Annotated in this window: 14 protein-coding genes; 6 read left to right on the plus strand and 8 right to left on the minus strand. The window is 62.7% G+C overall.

Annotated elements, in window-relative coordinates:
- Positions 1-70: 70 nt before the first annotated feature.
- Positions 71-1,138 (minus strand): NAD(P)-dependent alcohol dehydrogenase, encoded by a 1,068-nt coding sequence (locus AB4O08_RS01945; protein WP_047542699.1) that lies wholly within the window; start codon positions 1,136-1,138, stop codon positions 71-73.
- A gap of 147 nt (positions 1,139-1,285) precedes the next feature.
- On the opposite strand from AB4O08_RS01945, the gene AB4O08_RS01950 reads away from it, so the two are divergent.
- From AB4O08_RS01950 to AB4O08_RS01960, 3 genes are all read left to right on the plus strand, one after another.
- Positions 1,286-2,182, plus strand: a complete 897-nt coding sequence (locus AB4O08_RS01950; protein ID WP_029529174.1) for a VOC family protein — start codon at positions 1,286-1,288, stop codon at positions 2,180-2,182.
- The gene (locus tag AB4O08_RS01955; protein ID WP_460114670.1) at positions 2,179-3,570 is read left to right on the plus strand and encodes an alginate export family protein; all 1,392 of its coding nucleotides are present in this window, start codon (positions 2,179-2,181) and stop codon (positions 3,568-3,570) included. Before AB4O08_RS01950 ends, AB4O08_RS01955 begins: the two co-directional genes overlap by 4 nt.
- Positions 3,571-3,657: 87 nt before the next feature.
- Positions 3,658-4,476 (plus strand): alpha/beta fold hydrolase, encoded by an 819-nt coding sequence (locus AB4O08_RS01960; RefSeq protein WP_460114671.1) that lies wholly within the window; start codon positions 3,658-3,660, stop codon positions 4,474-4,476.
- A gap of 55 nt (positions 4,477-4,531) precedes the next feature.
- Here the strand turns inward: AB4O08_RS01960 and AB4O08_RS01965 are convergent, their stop codons facing one another.
- Positions 4,532-4,918: a DoxX family protein gene (locus AB4O08_RS01965; RefSeq protein ID WP_010211169.1), complete on the minus strand. Its 387-nt coding sequence runs from the start codon at positions 4,916-4,918 to the stop codon at positions 4,532-4,534.
- Between the two features lie 101 nt (positions 4,919-5,019).
- On the minus strand, positions 5,020-5,895 hold the full coding sequence (locus tag AB4O08_RS01970; protein WP_010211170.1) for a LysR family transcriptional regulator: 876 nt from the start codon (positions 5,893-5,895) through the stop codon (positions 5,020-5,022).
- Positions 5,896-6,007: 112 nt separating this feature from the next.
- On the opposite strand from AB4O08_RS01970, the gene AB4O08_RS01975 reads away from it, so the two are divergent.
- Positions 6,008-7,240, plus strand: a complete 1,233-nt coding sequence (locus AB4O08_RS01975; protein ID WP_236266781.1) for a YbfB/YjiJ family MFS transporter — start codon at positions 6,008-6,010, stop codon at positions 7,238-7,240.
- Positions 7,237-8,235: an NAD(P)H-quinone oxidoreductase gene (locus AB4O08_RS01980; RefSeq protein ID WP_021493320.1), complete on the plus strand. Its 999-nt coding sequence runs from the start codon at positions 7,237-7,239 to the stop codon at positions 8,233-8,235. The genes AB4O08_RS01975 and AB4O08_RS01980 overlap by 4 nt, the downstream gene beginning before the upstream one ends.
- A 74-nt stretch (positions 8,236-8,309) precedes the next feature.
- Here AB4O08_RS01980 and AB4O08_RS01985 read toward each other — a convergent pair whose 3' ends face one another.
- The 3 genes from AB4O08_RS01985 to AB4O08_RS01995 form a co-directional block, all read right to left on the minus strand.
- Entirely contained in the window at positions 8,310-9,434 is a 1,125-nt protein-coding gene (locus tag AB4O08_RS01985) for an alkene reductase (RefSeq protein WP_236266782.1), read from the minus strand.
- Between the two features lie 79 nt (positions 9,435-9,513).
- Positions 9,514-10,191 (minus strand): type 1 glutamine amidotransferase domain-containing protein, encoded by a 678-nt coding sequence (locus tag AB4O08_RS01990; protein ID WP_010211175.1) that lies wholly within the window; start codon positions 10,189-10,191, stop codon positions 9,514-9,516.
- Entirely contained in the window at positions 10,188-10,817 is a 630-nt protein-coding gene (locus tag AB4O08_RS01995) for a TetR/AcrR family transcriptional regulator (RefSeq protein WP_236266783.1), read from the minus strand. The genes AB4O08_RS01990 and AB4O08_RS01995 overlap by 4 nt, the downstream gene beginning before the upstream one ends.
- A 173-nt stretch (positions 10,818-10,990) precedes the next feature.
- On the opposite strand from AB4O08_RS01995, the gene AB4O08_RS02000 reads away from it, so the two are divergent.
- Positions 10,991-11,929: a GlxA family transcriptional regulator gene (locus AB4O08_RS02000; RefSeq protein ID WP_010211178.1), complete on the plus strand. Its 939-nt coding sequence runs from the start codon at positions 10,991-10,993 to the stop codon at positions 11,927-11,929.
- Here AB4O08_RS02000 and AB4O08_RS02005 read toward each other — a convergent pair.
- On the minus strand, positions 11,916-13,337 hold the full coding sequence (locus AB4O08_RS02005) for an aldehyde dehydrogenase family protein (protein WP_044286990.1): 1,422 nt from the start codon (positions 13,335-13,337) through the stop codon (positions 11,916-11,918). The two genes, AB4O08_RS02000 and AB4O08_RS02005, sit on opposite strands and share 14 nt — an antisense overlap.
- Positions 13,334-14,629: an omega-aminotransferase AptA gene (aptA, locus tag AB4O08_RS02010; RefSeq protein WP_069672687.1), complete on the minus strand. Its 1,296-nt coding sequence runs from the start codon at positions 14,627-14,629 to the stop codon at positions 13,334-13,336. The genes AB4O08_RS02005 and aptA overlap by 4 nt, the downstream gene beginning before the upstream one ends.
- Positions 14,630-14,637 lie beyond the last annotated feature (8 nt).

The following is a 14,637-nucleotide window of genomic DNA, read 5'->3' on the forward strand; positions in this document are numbered from 1 at the left end:
TACACATACGTTAACTGACACCCACCCTTCGCGAGCAAGCCCGCTCCCACCTTTGGACACGCAGTGTGTATCAGGCCGCGTGGCTTTCCTTCTTCAAGCTGTCCATATCAATCACAAACCGATACTTCACATCGCCCTTGAGCATCCGCTCATACGCCTCGTTGATGCCCTGGATGTCGATCATTTCGATGTCCGAGACAATCCCGTGCCTGGCGCAAAAGTCCAGCATGTCCTGGGTTTCCTGGATGCCGCCAATCAGCGACCCGGCCAGGCTGCGGCGCTTGAAGATCAGGTTGAACACCGTCGGCGACGGGTGCGGGCTGTCGGGGGCGCCGACCAGGGTCATGGTGCCGTCACGCTTAAGCAGGTTGAGGAAGGCATCGAGGTTGTGCGGAGCGGCGACAGTGTTGAGGATGAAATCCAGGCTGTTGGCGACCTTGGCCATTTCGTCCGGGTTCTTTGACACCACCACTTGATCGGCGCCCAGGCGCAGGCCGTCTTCACGTTTGTTCGGCGACGTGGTGAACAGCGTGACGTGCGCGCCCATCGCATGGGCGATCTTCACGGCCATATGCCCAAGCCCACCAAGGCCTACCACCCCGACCTTTTTGCCGGGGCCGACCTTCCAGTGATGCAACGGCGAATAGGTGGTGATACCCGCGCACAGCAACGGCGCCACGGCGGCCAGGTTGGAATCATCGTGGGAGATGCGCAGCACGAACTTCTCCTTGACCACGATGCTGTCCGAATAGCCGCCAAAGGTATTTTCACCGCCGAACACCGGGCCGTTGTAGGTGCCGGTAAAGCCGTTCTCGCAGTATTGCTCCTCGCCCTCGGCGCAGGACGCGCAGTGCTGGCAGCTGTCGACCATGCAGCCGACACCGGCCAAATCACCGACTTTGAACATGCTGACATCGGTGCCCACCGCCGTGACACGGCCGACGATTTCATGGCCGGGCACAGAGGGGTACAGGGTGTTGTTCCATTCGTTGCGGGCGGTGTGCAGATCGGAGTGGCACACGCCGCAATAGAGAATATCGATTTGTACGTCATCCGCCCCCGGCGCACGGCGCTCGAAGGTAAAGGGCTTGAGGGAATCCTTGGCATTCTGGGCGGCGTAGCTGTAAGTCTTGGCCATTACGTTCACCTGTGTAATCGGATGCTTGAAGTCAGATGACTAGCATAGACGCTGAATCGTTCAATCAAGCACGCCTGTACAATTCGCACCGCCGCCTCGTCCCTAAGCTCATGGCTTCGATCCGATAGACAGTGCTGGAGAGTGGGCATGTGTAAACGAGTGATGAAGGTTTCCCTGGCACTGACGCTGCTGGCCGGCCAAATGATGGGCAGTGCGTTCGCGGCAACGCCCGCAGTGGCCGTGGCACCGCAATACGACACCAGCCATGTTTACGTAGCACCGGCCGATGTCGACCGTTTTGCCCAGAGTTTCCTGGCCACCTTCGGCGGCAAAAGCACCCCCCAGGTGGTAGTAAATGTACTGCCGGTGCCGAGCAGCACCACCTCGCAATTGCTGCAAACCCCGGCGGGCACGGTGTCGTTGTTTGGTTTCACTACGCCAATCCCGCACCCGTTCGGCCAGGAGCGCAACGGTTACCTGGTCAAGGACATGGACCTGGCACTCAAGGCGGCCCGGGAAAACGGTGCGGCGGTGATCGTCAGCGACTTCCCGGATCCGATCGGGCGTGACGCGGTGGTGCAGTGGCCAGGCGGCGTGAACATGCAGCTCTACTGGCACACCAAGACCCCGGATTACGCCGCGTTCCAGACCGTGCCGGAAAACCGCGTGTACCTCAGCCCCGACCGTGCCGACAGCTTTATCAAGTCGTTCCTGGGCTTCTCCCACGGCAAAGTCCTGGCCGATGACAAACACGCGCGTGGCGTGGATATCGGTCAAGCCAGCGGCAGCTATCGTCGTGTCGACATCGAGTCGCCGTTCGGGCGCATGGCAGTGCTGGTCACCAACGGGCAACTGCCCTACCCGTTCGGCCATGAAACCACCGGCTATCAAGTGGCTGACCTGACGGCCACCTTGGGCAAGGCCACCGGCTCCGGCGCCAAAGTGGTGGTGCCCGCCTTCGACAGTAAAGACCGTCGCAGTGCGTTGGTCGAGTTCCCGGGCGGTTACGTCGCCGAGATCCATCAACTCAACGCGGCAAAATGACCCGTCGCACAGGCTGGGGCCTGGCCGTGCTGTGGCCGCTGCTCGCCGGCAGCGTCCACGCCGATGAGCAAGCGACACGCCCGGCCATCAAGGCCAATCGCTGGCAGGAAGACTGGTCGGTACTGCAAAACCCGGCGCTGCGCACGCAACCGCTGGACAGCTTGAAGTACATCCCGTTGTCAGGTGCCAACCCGTTTACCTACCTGTCTCTGGGCGCGACCCTGCGCGAGCGCTTCGAGATGAACGATGCCAGTGGTTTCGGCGTGCGCGATGTGAAGCGTGATCGCTACCTGATCCAACGCTTCCAGGTGCATGCCGACCTGCATCTGAACGAAAACTGGCGAGTGTTCACCCAGCTCGAAGATGTGCGTGCGTATGACAAGACGACGATCGGCGGCGCCGACCAGAATCGCGTCGACCTGCGCCTGGCCTTTGCCGAGTACGTCAATGCCTTCAGCAGCGGCACGCTGAAGGCACGTGTCGGGCGTCAGGATTTCGCCTTCGACCTGCAGCGCTTCATCTCATCGCGGGACGGTCCGAATGTGCGGCAATCCTTCGATGCGCTGTGGGCCGACTGGGAGACATCCAACTGGCGCATTATCGGGATTGCCAGCCAGCCGGTGCAGTATCAGGACGGGCGGCATTTCGACGACAAGTCCAACAGCGACGCGCGCTTCCACATGGTGCGGGTCGAGCGCCTGGTGGGCGGCAAGAACGAGTTGTCGGCCTACTACGGCGTGTATGAACGCAGCGCGGCGCATTACCTGGACGCAGACGGCGACGAAACCCGCCACCTGTTCGACGCACGCCTGGGCGGCGCGGCCATGGGCTTTGACTGGGACGTCGAAGCGATGCTGCAAAGTGGTTCGGTGGGCAACAAGGATATCCGCGCCTGGGCCGGTGGCAGTCGCACCGGCTATACCTTCGACAGCCTGGCCTGGAAACCGCGCCTGGGCCTGCAACTGGACATCGCCTCGGGCGACCGTAAGACTGGGGATGGCACTGTCGGTACGTTCAACCCGCTGTTCCCCAACGGTTACTACTTTTCCCTGGCGGGCTACACGGGCTACAGCAACCTGATTCACGTCAAGCCGTCGATCACCGTCAAGCCGATCGACAAGCTCAGCGTGCAAACCGCCATCGGCCTGCTCTGGCGCCAAACCACCAGCGATGCGGTGTACACCCAGCCCAACTTGCCGGTGGCCGGCACCGCAGGCCAGGGTGATCGCTGGACCGGTGCCTACGCGCAATTGCGCACCGACTATGTGTTCAGCCCCAACCTCACCGGCGCCGTCGAGGCCGTGCACTACGACGTCGGCCAGACCCTGCGTGATGCCGGTGGTGATGACAGCAATTACCTGGGGGTCGAGCTGAAATTCAGCTGGTAGGCCCAACCAAGCACACCCGTACAAGCCCCGCGTACGGTTTACACCAATAGTGACGCTGAGCTTTTTTCGCTACCCAAGGAGTTTTCCATGAGCACTTTTGTTGCCAAAGACGGTACCCAGATCTACTTCAAGGACTGGGGCAGCGGTAAGCCCGTGCTGTTCAGCCACGGCTGGCCACTGGACGCCGACATGTGGGAATACCAGATGGAATACCTCAGCAGCCGTGGCTTTCGCACCATCGCGTTCGACCGCCGTGGCTTCGGCCGCTCTGACCAGCCGTGGACCGGTAACGACTACAACACCTTCGCCGACGATATCGCGCAGTTGATCGAACACCTGGACCTCAAGGACGTGACCCTGGTGGGCTTCTCCATGGGCGGCGGCGACGTGGCGCGTTATATCGCGCGCCACGGCAGTGCTCGCGTTACCGGCCTGGTGCTGCTGGGTGCGGTCACGCCGATCTTCGGCCAGAAACCAGACTACCCGCAAGGCGTGCCCAAAGACGTGTTCGACGGCATCAAGGCCGGCCTGCTGAAGGACCGCGCGCAATTTATCAGCGATTTCAACACACCGTTCTTCGGCATCAACAAGGGCCAGACGGTCTCTGAAGGCGTACTGACCCAAACGCTGCAAATCGCGATGCTGGCGTCCCTCAAATCGACCGTGGATTGCGTCACCGCCTTCTCCGAGACCGACTTCCGCCCGGACATGGCCAAGATCGACGTACCGACCCTGGTCATCCACGGGGACGGCGACCAGATCGTACCGTTCGAGACCACCGGCAAAGTCGCCGCGGCCTCGATCAAAGGCGCCGAACTGAAAGTCTACAAAGAGGCGCCACACGGATTCGCCGTGACCCATGCCCAGGCCTTGAATGAAGACCTGCTGGCGTTCCTGAACCGCTGAAATACCTGTACCACCCTCTCCTTATTTCGGCCGGGCTTGCCCGGCCTTTTTTTGCTCAAGAGAAACGTTGGTTCAATACCAGCCGCCCCGGCCCGGCAATCAGTACACTGGTGAAGATGATCAACAACAGCCAGCCGAATTGCCCCTCAAACAACGTCCACTCCGGGTGCACCACCAGCATGGCGATCAACAGCACCGCCAGGATCGGCAGGCACGCCAGGCGCACCAACACCCCCGCAACGATCAACAAAGGGCACAGCACTTCGGCGAAAATCGCCAGCAACAGCGTGACGTGCGCCCCCAAGTGAAACGGGTCTTCGATCACCTTCAGCTGTTCGCTGTAGTTCAACACCTTGGGCAAACCGTGTACCCAAAGCAGGAACAGCGCCCCGCTGCCCCGCAGAAACAACAGCCCAATATCCTGAGTTTTTGATTCGTTCATAAGCGACCTGCCTGGGTGAACACCGCCGGCACCTGCGCGACGGTGATATCGGAGGCGATTGTGGGCCCGCCACACCACAGGAAATTGCAAGCCTGTGCTGACTACTCCCCCGTGCCCGCAAATGCCGCGACAATTTCATCGATCACCACCCGCACCCGTGCGGTATGGCGCAGGTCGGCGTGGGTCACCAGCCACACGTCATACGGCAAGGGCCGCGTGCGCTCGGGCCACAGACGCACCAGCCCATCACGTTCGCCGGTGTACACCGGGATCTCGCCGACGCCGATGCCGGCCGCAATGGAGCGGCGCACCAGCAGGCTGGAACTCAAGGCCGCGACAATGCGCCCGCGCCCCGGGGGTTCAGCGACCAGGGTCATGTCCTTCTGGCTTTGCAGGTAGGGTTGGTAGACGACCAGGTCATGGCCTTCGAACAGGCTTCCCTGCTCCGGCACGCCGTGGCGGTCGATGTAGTCCTGAGAGGCAAACAGCCCTACCGGCCAGCGTGCAATGCGCCGGGCGATCAGGTCGGGGTTGTCCGGGCGGGTGTTGCGCACGGCGATATCGGCTTCGCGCTTGGCCAGGCTGAGGATCTGGGTGGAGGCATCCAGTTGCACGCGCACGTCGGGGTGTTTGTCGTGCAGGCGTGCAATCGACGGAATCAGGAAGTCGATGGCCAGGGAGTCGGTGGTGCTGACCCGCACGGTGCCGGTCAGGCGGTCATCCAGGCCCTGGATCTGGCGCTCCAGGTCGAGGGCTGAGCGTTCCATTTTCTCCACCGAGAGCAACGCGGCTTCGCCTACTGCCGTGAGTGCGTAACCTTCGGACGTGCGCAGAAACAAGGTGGCGCTCAAGGACTTTTCCAGCGCGTTGACCCGCCGACCCACCGTGGCCTGATCCACGCCCAACACCCGTGCGGCGCCGCGCAGTGTGGATTCGCGGCAGACCGCCAGAAAGACCCGTGCATCATCCCAATTCATGCCTGCTCCTCGTGATGCATATATGCATCGGTGTGCCGTTTAATCGCAGCATTATTGCATCAGAAAACCCGGATATGCTGGGCGCCAGAGAAAAATACCCGGGACCGCCATCATGCTCGACACACACGCCCCACCCCGCAGCTCAGTCTGGCTGCCCATCTTTGCCGGCCTCTGCGCCAGCCTGGTCAGTATCGGCCTGGCGCGGTTCGCCTATACGCCGTTGATCCCGACCTTGATCCAGGCGCAGTGGTTTTCCGCCAATGATGTGGTCTACCTCGGCGCCGCCAACCTGGTGGGTTACCTGATCGGCGCGCTGCTCGGCCGCCCCATCGCCCAGCGCACCTCGAACAAGACCGCGCTGCGCATGATGATGGTGGCGGTGACCCTGGCGTTCTTCGCCTGTGGCTTCCCGTTTTCGGTGGTGTGGTTCTTCGCCTGGCGGCTGCTGTCGGGGATTGCCGGTGGCGCGATCATGGTGTTGGTGGCGGCGACCGTGTTGCCCCACGTACCGGCGGCACGCCGTGGCTTGGCCAGCGGCGCGATCTTCCTCGGTATCGGCCTGGGCATTGCTGGCTCCGGCACCCTCGTACCGCCCTTGTTGAACCTGGGTTTGCAACAGACCTGGTTTGGCCTGGGCCTATTGGCGCTGGTGTTGACGGGCGCCAGCTGGTTCGCCTGGCCCACCGGCACACTGCATGAAGCAGCGGCCCCCACGGGCACTTCAGCGCGGACACCCTCCGGCGTGTACCTGCTGTTTGCCCAGTACGCCTTCATGGCCGCGGGCCTGGTGCCGGCGATGGTGTTCCTGGTCGACTACGTGGCCCGAGGCCTGGGTGACGGTGCGCATATCGGCGCAATGATCTGGGTAATGTACGGCCTGGGCGCGATTGTGGGGCCGGTGACCTATGGGTTCCTCGCCGACAAACTCGGTGCCCGCTTGAGTATCCGCGTGGTGCTGGTGGTGCAGGCGATTGCGGTCGGCCTGTTGCCGTTTACCGGCTCCTTTACCGCCCTGGCGGTGCTCGCGGTGGTCCTCGGTTCCTTCCCGCCAGGTATCGTGCCGCTGGCACTGGCGCGGGTGCATGAACTGCTGCCCAACCATCATCAGCAACACGTGGCGTGGAGCCGCGCCACGGTGTCCTTCGCGACGTTCCAGGCGCTGTCCGGGTTTGCCTACTCGGCGCTGTTCAACAGCAGCGGCGGCCAGCATGCGCTGTTGTTCATGATCGCTGCCGGGGCCATTGTGGTCGCATTGGCACTGGAACTCGGCATGATTGTGCTGAACCGTCGGCCGCTCGACACGGTCCCAACCCATACGCTCATCGCTGCAGGTAATCTGAAATGACGCTTCCTCAAGAAATGACCCTGATCGAAATCACCACCCCCGGCGGGCCTGAGGTGCTGCAACCACGCCACGCCGAGGTGCCTGTCGCAGGCCCCGGCGAGATCCTGATCCGCGTGCATGCCGCCGGGGTCAACCGGCCTGACGCCCTGCAACGCGCCGGCAAGTACCCGATGAAACCGGGCTTCAGTCCGATTCCAGGGTTGGAAGTAGCCGGTGAAGTCGTGGCGCTGGGCGAAGGCGTGAGCGAATACCAGTTGGGCGACAAAGTCTGTGCTCTGACCAACGGCGGTGGCTACGCGCAGTTTTGCAGCGTGCCGGCCAGTCAGGCCCTGCCCATTCCTGAAGGCATGGATTGGATTCAAGCTGCTGCGGTACCGGAAACGTTCTTCACCGTATGGGCCAACCTGTTCGGCCTCGGCGATGCGCACACCGGCCAGCGCGTGCTGATCCATGGCGGCACCAGCGGTATCGGCACCACCGCACTGATGCTGTGCCGCGAGTTCGGCATCCAGGCCTTCGCCACCGCTGGCAGCGCCGATAAGTGTGCAGCGATTGCCAAGCTGGGCGCCGAGCCCATCAATTATCGCGAGCAGGATTTTGCCGACGTCATTGCGCAGCAGACCGACAATCAGGGCGTCGATGTGATCCTCGACATCATGGGCGCCTCGTACTTCAACAACAACCTCAAGGCCCTGGCCATGGACGGTCACCTGGTGATGCTGGGGTTCCTGGGAGGCGGCAAGGCCAATGATGTCGACCTGCTGAGCATCCTCGCCAAACGTGCGGTGATTACTGGCTCACTCCTGCGGGCACGCAGCAAAGACGAAAAAGCCGCCATCGCCGAGCAACTGCGCGAATACATCTGGCCGGTGCTGGCCGCCGGGCGTTGCTTGCCGATTATCGACAAGGTGTACGCCTACACCGACGCCGCCCAGGCCCATGCACGGATGGAGGGTGGGGATCATATTGGGAAGATTGTGTTGCGGGTGGAGTAACGCTGATCGTGGCCTTGTGAAGATCCAGTGTGGGAGCAGGCAAGCCAGCTCCCACATGGGTCAGCTTTGCGGGACTACTCGGCGTATACCGGGTAATCGATGTACCCCGCTGCCGTCCCGCCATATAAACCCTCGGCCTTCAGCGGATTCAACGGCCATCCGTTGAAAATCCGCTGCGGCAGGTCTGGGTTGGCAATGAACGGCCGCCCGAACGCGATCAAGTCCGCCAGCCCGGCTTCGACCAAATCAGCGCCGCGTTCAGCGGTGTAGCGGCCGGCATAGATGATGCGCCCACTGAAGGTTTCGCGCACTGCGCGGCGGAACGATTCGGGCAATACCGGGGCGTTATCCCAGTCGGCTTCGGCAATGGACACATAGGCGATGCCCGACGCCTCCAGCACCTTGATCGCTTCGAGGTAGGTGTGGTGCGGGTCGTCTTCCACCAGGCCGATATACACCCGGTCCTGATCAGTGCCGCTGAACAGCGGTGAGAAACGCACCCCCAGGCGCTCTGGCCCGACCACTGCGCTGACGGCTTCGACGATCTCGCGCAGAAAGCGCAGGCGGTTGTGCAGCGAGCCACCGTATTCATCGTCACGCTGATTGGCGTGGGCCGAGATGAACTGGTTGACCAGGTAACCATTCGCCGAATGGATCTCGACCCCATCGAACCCGGCATCCAGCGCATTGCGCGCCGCCTGGGCGTAGTGCCAAACCAGTTCCTCGATCTCCAGGGTGGTCAAGGCACGCGGCACAGGCGGTTGCTTCAACTCACCCTCGCCCGGTGCCGTTTCGATGAAGGCCTTGGCCTGCAGCGCCTGGATTGCCGACGGTGCGACAGGTGCCGCGCCGTCTGGCTGCAAGGCGTTATGGGACACCCGGCCAACGTGCCACAGCTGGGCGAAGATCACCCCGCCTTCGGCGTGCACCGCGTCGGTGACCTTGCGCCAGCCGTCAATCTGCGCCGGGGTGTAGATGCCTGGCGTCCAGGCATAACCCTGGCCACGCGGTTCAATCTGTGTGCCTTCGCTGACCATGAAACCGGCACTGGCACGCTGGCGGTAATAGTCAGCCATCAAGTCGGTGGCGATATCACCCGGCTGGGCACTGCGCTGGCGTGTCAACGGCGGCAACACAATACGGTTGTTCAGCGTATGGTGACCCAGCTTTACTGGGGTATTAAGCACATTGTCAGTCATTCAATAATTTCCAAATTCTGGACGTGCTAAAGCATTGGCGACTTATAAAAGTCGCCAATGCAGTAAGCGGTTAGTTAAGTTAAGCGGTGAGTGTCAGCAGGGCTTTGGCGACGTCACTGGAACTACCAGGGTTTTGCCCGGTTACCAATAAACCATCGGTAATGACAAAGGATTGCCAGTCAGCACCTTTCTCATAAAGGCCGCCCAACCGCTTGAATTCATCTTCAACCAGGAACGGCACTACATCGGTCAGTTCCACCGCTGCCTCTTCCGAGTTGGAGAACCCGGTAACGCGACGCCCCTTGACCAACGGTTGACCATTGACCGCCTTGACGTGACGCAAGGCGCCCGGTGCATGGCAGACAAAGCCGATCGGCTTGCCAGCGCGCTCGAAGGACTCGATCAGGGCGATCGACACCGGCGACTCCGCCAGGTCCCACAGCGGGCCGTGGCCGCCTGGGTAGAACACGGTGTCGAAGTCATCGGCGTTGACCGAATCCAGCTTCAGCGTGGTCGCCAGGGCCTGTTGCGCAGCCGTATCGGCGGCGAAGCGGTGGGTCTGTTCGGTCTGGAAGTCCGGCTGGTCGCTTACCGGATCCAGAGGCGGCTGGCCGCCGGCCGGTGAAGCCAGCACAATCTCGGCACCGGCGTCCTTGAACGCGTAATAGGGGGCGGCAAACTCTTCGAGCCAGAAGCCGGTCTTGCGCCCGGTATCGCCGAGCTGGTCGTGAGAGGTCAGTACCATTAATACTTTCATTTTCCAGTGCCTCGATAAGTGTGGTTGTCAGTCTGTTCAGGCTGCCCCAACAACTGCCGGGTCAACCCCAGTGCCTCGTCGAAAGGCGCCGCTGTGCGGGTGATCTTGCTCATGACGCTGGTCCCCAGCCACAACGCATACAGGCGCTGGGCCAGGCTTTCGGGGTGTTGCGTAATGATGACCGAACCGTCGTCGACGCCCTGCTGCAAGGCCTCGGCGAGCAAGCCGATGGTGCGTGCGGTGCCGCGCTGCAGGGCCAGGCGCATCGGCTCTGAAAGGTCTGACACCTCGGCACCGAGTTTGACGGCAAGGCATTTGCCTGCATCGGTACAGCCGGTCTGGTTGTCGATCCAAGACTGCCAATAACGCATCAACTTGGCGTGAAGGGTTAAACCCGGCTGGTCGAACAATTGCTGCATGCCGTGCACGTAGTGGTCGAAGTAGTGGTCGAGCAATACGACGCCGAACGCATCTTTGGAGGTGAAGTAGTGATAAAACGAACCTTTGGGTACTTGGGCGGCTTGCAATATTTCGTTCAGGCCTACCGCAGAAAATCCTTTGCGACCGACAAGACGTTGCGCGGTATCCAGAATGGTCTGTTTTGCACTTTTGGTTTCGCTGTTCATGCTTCATCCCGTCCGATTAGACCAGTCGTCTAGTTCGTTGAGGGAATCTTAGGAGGCTGTCCAGACCCGCACAATGTCAGATCCGCAAGGATTCCGGACATGACGCGAAGGCAGTTGCCGTTTACCCGGCACGCGCCGACAATCCCCCTTCCCGCGCCCTTTGGAGAATGACGATGCACAGCGTTGCGCTGATGGTTTACCCGAACTTCCAATCCCTGAGCCTCAGCCTGGGTTCGGTGTTCGAGTGCGCGAACCTGCTGCGCGGCGAGCCGGCCTATGAATTTCATCTGGTCTCGGAGAGCGGCGGCGCGGTGATGACGTCCCAAGGGTTCTCGGTGAACACCACGCCGATCCGGCCGGAGGGTTACGACACCCTGATCGTCAGCGGCTACCTGGAATTCCGCCTGCCGGAAGCCAACCTGCTGGAACTGGTCAAGGCCGCCTCGGCCCAGTCGCGGCGCGTCGCCTCATTGTGCATGGGCATTTTCGTGCTGGCCGAAGCCGGCCTGCTGGAAGGCAAGCGCACCACCACCCACTGGATTCACGCCCCGGCCTTTCGCAAGCGCTACCCGGACATTCGCCTGGAAGAAGACAAGCTGTTTATCGTCGACGGCCACGTGTGGACCGGCGCCGGCATGAGTGCCGGCGTCGACCTGGCCTTGGCCATGGTGGAGAACGACTTGGGCAGCGACCTGGCACGCCGCATCGCGCGCAAGCTGGTGATCGCCCAGCGGCGCGGCAGTGAGCAATCGCAGTTGTCGGCGCTATTGGAACTGGACCCGAAATCGGACCGCGTACAACTGGCCCTGGCCTACGCCCGCGAGAACCTGACCCACGATCTGTCCGTGGAAGCCCTGGCCGATGTCGCCCGCCTGAGTCCGCGCCAGTTCAGCCGAGTGTTCCGTGAAGAAACCGGGCAAACGCCGGCCAAGGCCATCGAGTCCCTTCGGGTAGAAGCCGCACGGGCGATGATGGAGACCAGTCGCCACCCGGTTGAGGTGGTGGCCCGCGAAACCGGGTTTGGGGATCGCGAGCGCATGCGTCAGGCGTTTTTAAGGGCGTTTGGGCAGCCGCCGCAGGTGATGCAGCAGGCGCTGTTTATCCCAGGTTAGGCTGATAGCCAAACAGCGATTTCACTTCCAGATAGTCCTCCAGGCCAAATACCCCCCACTCACGGCCATTACCGGACTGCTTGTACCCGCCAAAGGGCGCGCCGTTATCCGCCTTGCTGCCATTGAGATGGACCATCCCCGTGCGCAGACGGCGGGCGACCCTGCGCGCGCCTTCCAGCGTGCCGGCCGTGACGTAACCCGACAGGCCATAGGGGCTGTCATTGGCGATGGCAATCGCCTGTTCTTCGCTGTCGTAGGGAATGATCACCAACACCGGCCCGAACACCTCTTCGCGGGCAATCGGCAGGTCGGGGTGGACATCGGCAAAGACCGTGGGCCTCACGTAGAAGCCGCGGTTGATGCCTTGCGGCCGCCCTGCACCACCGCATACCGGTGGGATGTCCACGGCCGCCAACAGCGCCTGCACCCGTTCGAACTGCGCCTGGTTGGCCAGGGGGCCCATGGCAGTCGCTGGATTGCTATCGTCAAAGCAGACCTGCGCGGCAATCTCCTGGGCGATCGCCACCGCCCGCGCTTGCAAGGCCCGGGGCACCAGCAGGCGCGTCGGCGCATTGCAGGACTGGCCGCTGTTGCGAAAACAGCTGCTCACACCGTGTCGCACGGCAGCGTCCAGGTCCGCATCGGCAAGAATCAGGTTGGCCGACTTGCCGCCCAGCTCCTGAGAGACACGCTTGACCGTGTCCGCTGCCGCCTTGGCCACAGCGATGCCCGCGCCGGTGGAACCGGTAAACGAGACCATATCGATCCCGGCATGCCGGGCGATGCCGTCGCCCATCGTAGGACCGTCGCCATTGACCAGGTTGAACACGCCCTTGGGCACCCCGGCATGGTCCAGGATATCGGCCAGCAGCATCGCCGACAGCGGCGCCTTTTCACTGGGCTTGAGCACCATCGTGCAGCCCGCGGCCAGGGCCGGCGCGAGCTTGCAGGTGAGTTGGTTGAGTGGCCAGTTCCACGGTGTGATCAGGCCGCACACCCCTATCGGTTCGCGGCTGATCAGGGTGCTGTCGTGGGCATATTCGAAGGCATACGTCTTGAGCACGTCATACGCACGCTGCAAGTGGCCCAACCCCGCGGGCACATGGGCACTGCGCGCCAGCGAGAGCGGCGCGCCCATTTCCTGGTGCACGCATTGCGCCAGGGCTTCGCTGTGCTGGCGATAGCCATCGATGATCGCCGCCAGCACTTCCAGGCGTTGCTCGCGCGTCCATTGCCCATAGCTGTCGAAGGCCCGCCTGGCCGCGGTGACGGCGCGGTCGAGGTCGGCCAGGGTGCCGAGGCTGATGGTGGCGACGGTTCGCTCCGTCGTCGGGTCGACCACCGGCAAGGTGTCGCCGCCGAGAGGCTTGACCCACTGCCCGTCGATGTAAAAATCCAGGTGATTCATCGCGTCGCCTCAAGTGCCTTGCCCAAGGCGCTGAACACCTGCGCGACCTGTTCCTGGTTGATGATGAGTGGCGGCGACAGCACGATGTTTTCGCCGGAGGCGCGCACCAGTACGCCCGCCTCGAAACACCGCTGGGCCACCTCTGCCGCCCGCGCTCCGGGGGCGCCCTCGCGGGGCTTGAGCTCGACCGCGCAAAGCAGGCCGATGGCACGCACATCCAGCACCAGCGCCTGCTCACGCAAGGCCAGCGCGGTGTTCTGCCACAACGGCGCAATCTGCCGCACATGCGCATTGAGGCCCAGCTCTTCGTGCACCTCCAGGGTCGCCAAACCGGCAGCGCAGGCCAGTGGATGGGCCGAATAGGTGTAACCGTGCATCAGCTCGATGGCCTGTTCCGGGCCTTGCATGAACGCCTCGTACACCGCGCCGCTGACCAGCACGCCGCCCATGGGCACCGCGCCGTTGGTGAGGCCCTTGGCCAAGGTCATCAAGTCCGGGGTGACGCCAAAGGCCTCGGCGGCGAACCCATGGCCCACGCGGCCGAAGCCAGTGATGACTTCATCGAAGATCAACAGCAGGCCGTGCCGATCACAGATCTCGCGCAGCTTTTGCAGGTAGCCCAGGGGCGGCGCGTAGACCCCACCCGAGCCGGTGACCGGTTCGACAATCACTGCCGCCACCGTAGCCGGGTCGTGTACTTCCAGTAAGTGCAGCAACGCATCCGCGTAATGCGCGCCCTGCTCCGGCTGGCCGAGGCTGAAACGCGAGCCAGCGTCATAGGGCAGCGGCAAGTGCGCCACGTCGCCGAGCAACGGCCCGAAGTCACGCTTCTGCCGGCCGATGCCCGACACCGACAGACCGCCAAACCCCATGCCGTGGTAACCCTTGGCGCGGCCGATCAGCTTGGTGCGCCGGCTATCGCCTCGGGCCTGATGATAGGCGCGCGCGATCTTCAAAGCGGTGTCCACGGCCTCGGAACCGGAGTTGGTAAAGAACACCTTGTCCAGGTTGGCCGGCGCTTTGGCAACCAACTGATCCGCCAGGGTCAGCGCCGCCGGGTGGCTCATTTTGAACGAGGACACAAAGTCCAGGCGCCCTGCCGCTTCGCGAATGGCCTCGACGATACGGGGCTGGCCATGCCCGGCATTGACGCACCACAACCCGGCCATCGCATCGAGCACATCGCGCCCTTCGGTGGTGGTGTAGTGCATGCCGGCGGCGCGGTCGAACAGCATCGGTTGGCGGTTGAAGGGGCGCATCGCGGTAAAGGGTGCCCACAGGGAAGAGGTCATCGGTTGTA

The organism is Pseudomonas sp. H3_E07 (genome assembly GCF_054668895.1).

Bases quoted from the DNA above. Each gene is read 5' to 3' on its own strand.
- AB4O08_RS01960 (WP_460114671.1), top strand. From the start codon at position 3,658: ATGAGCACTTTTGTTGCCAAAGACGGTACCCAGATCTACTTCAAGGAC.
- AB4O08_RS01965 (WP_010211169.1), bottom strand. From the start codon at position 4,918: ATGAACGAATCAAAAACTCAGGATATTGGGCTGTTGTTTCTGCGGGGC.
- AB4O08_RS01945 (WP_047542699.1), bottom strand. From the start codon at position 1,138: ATGGCCAAGACTTACAGCTACGCCGCCCAGAATGCCAAGGATTCCCTC.
- AB4O08_RS02005 (WP_044286990.1), bottom strand. From the start codon at position 13,337: ATGAATCACCTGGATTTTTACATCGACGGGCAGTGGGTCAAGCCTCTC.
- AB4O08_RS01995 (WP_236266783.1), bottom strand. From the start codon at position 10,817: ATGAACAGCGAAACCAAAAGTGCAAAACAGACCATTCTGGATACCGCG.
- AB4O08_RS01975 (WP_236266781.1), top strand. From the start codon at position 6,008: ATGCTCGACACACACGCCCCACCCCGCAGCTCAGTCTGGCTGCCCATC.
- aptA (WP_069672687.1), bottom strand. From the start codon at position 14,629: ATGACCTCTTCCCTGTGGGCACCCTTTACCGCGATGCGCCCCTTCAAC.
- AB4O08_RS01950 (WP_029529174.1), top strand. From the start codon at position 1,286: ATGTGTAAACGAGTGATGAAGGTTTCCCTGGCACTGACGCTGCTGGCC.
- AB4O08_RS02000 (WP_010211178.1), top strand. From the start codon at position 10,991: ATGCACAGCGTTGCGCTGATGGTTTACCCGAACTTCCAATCCCTGAGC.
- AB4O08_RS01985 (WP_236266782.1), bottom strand. From the start codon at position 9,434: ATGACTGACAATGTGCTTAATACCCCAGTAAAGCTGGGTCACCATACG.
- AB4O08_RS01990 (WP_010211175.1), bottom strand. From the start codon at position 10,191: ATGAAAGTATTAATGGTACTGACCTCTCACGACCAGCTCGGCGATACC.
- AB4O08_RS01980 (WP_021493320.1), top strand. From the start codon at position 7,237: ATGACGCTTCCTCAAGAAATGACCCTGATCGAAATCACCACCCCCGGC.
- AB4O08_RS01955 (WP_460114670.1), top strand. From the start codon at position 2,179: ATGACCCGTCGCACAGGCTGGGGCCTGGCCGTGCTGTGGCCGCTGCTC.
- AB4O08_RS01970 (WP_010211170.1), bottom strand. From the start codon at position 5,895: ATGAATTGGGATGATGCACGGGTCTTTCTGGCGGTCTGCCGCGAATCC.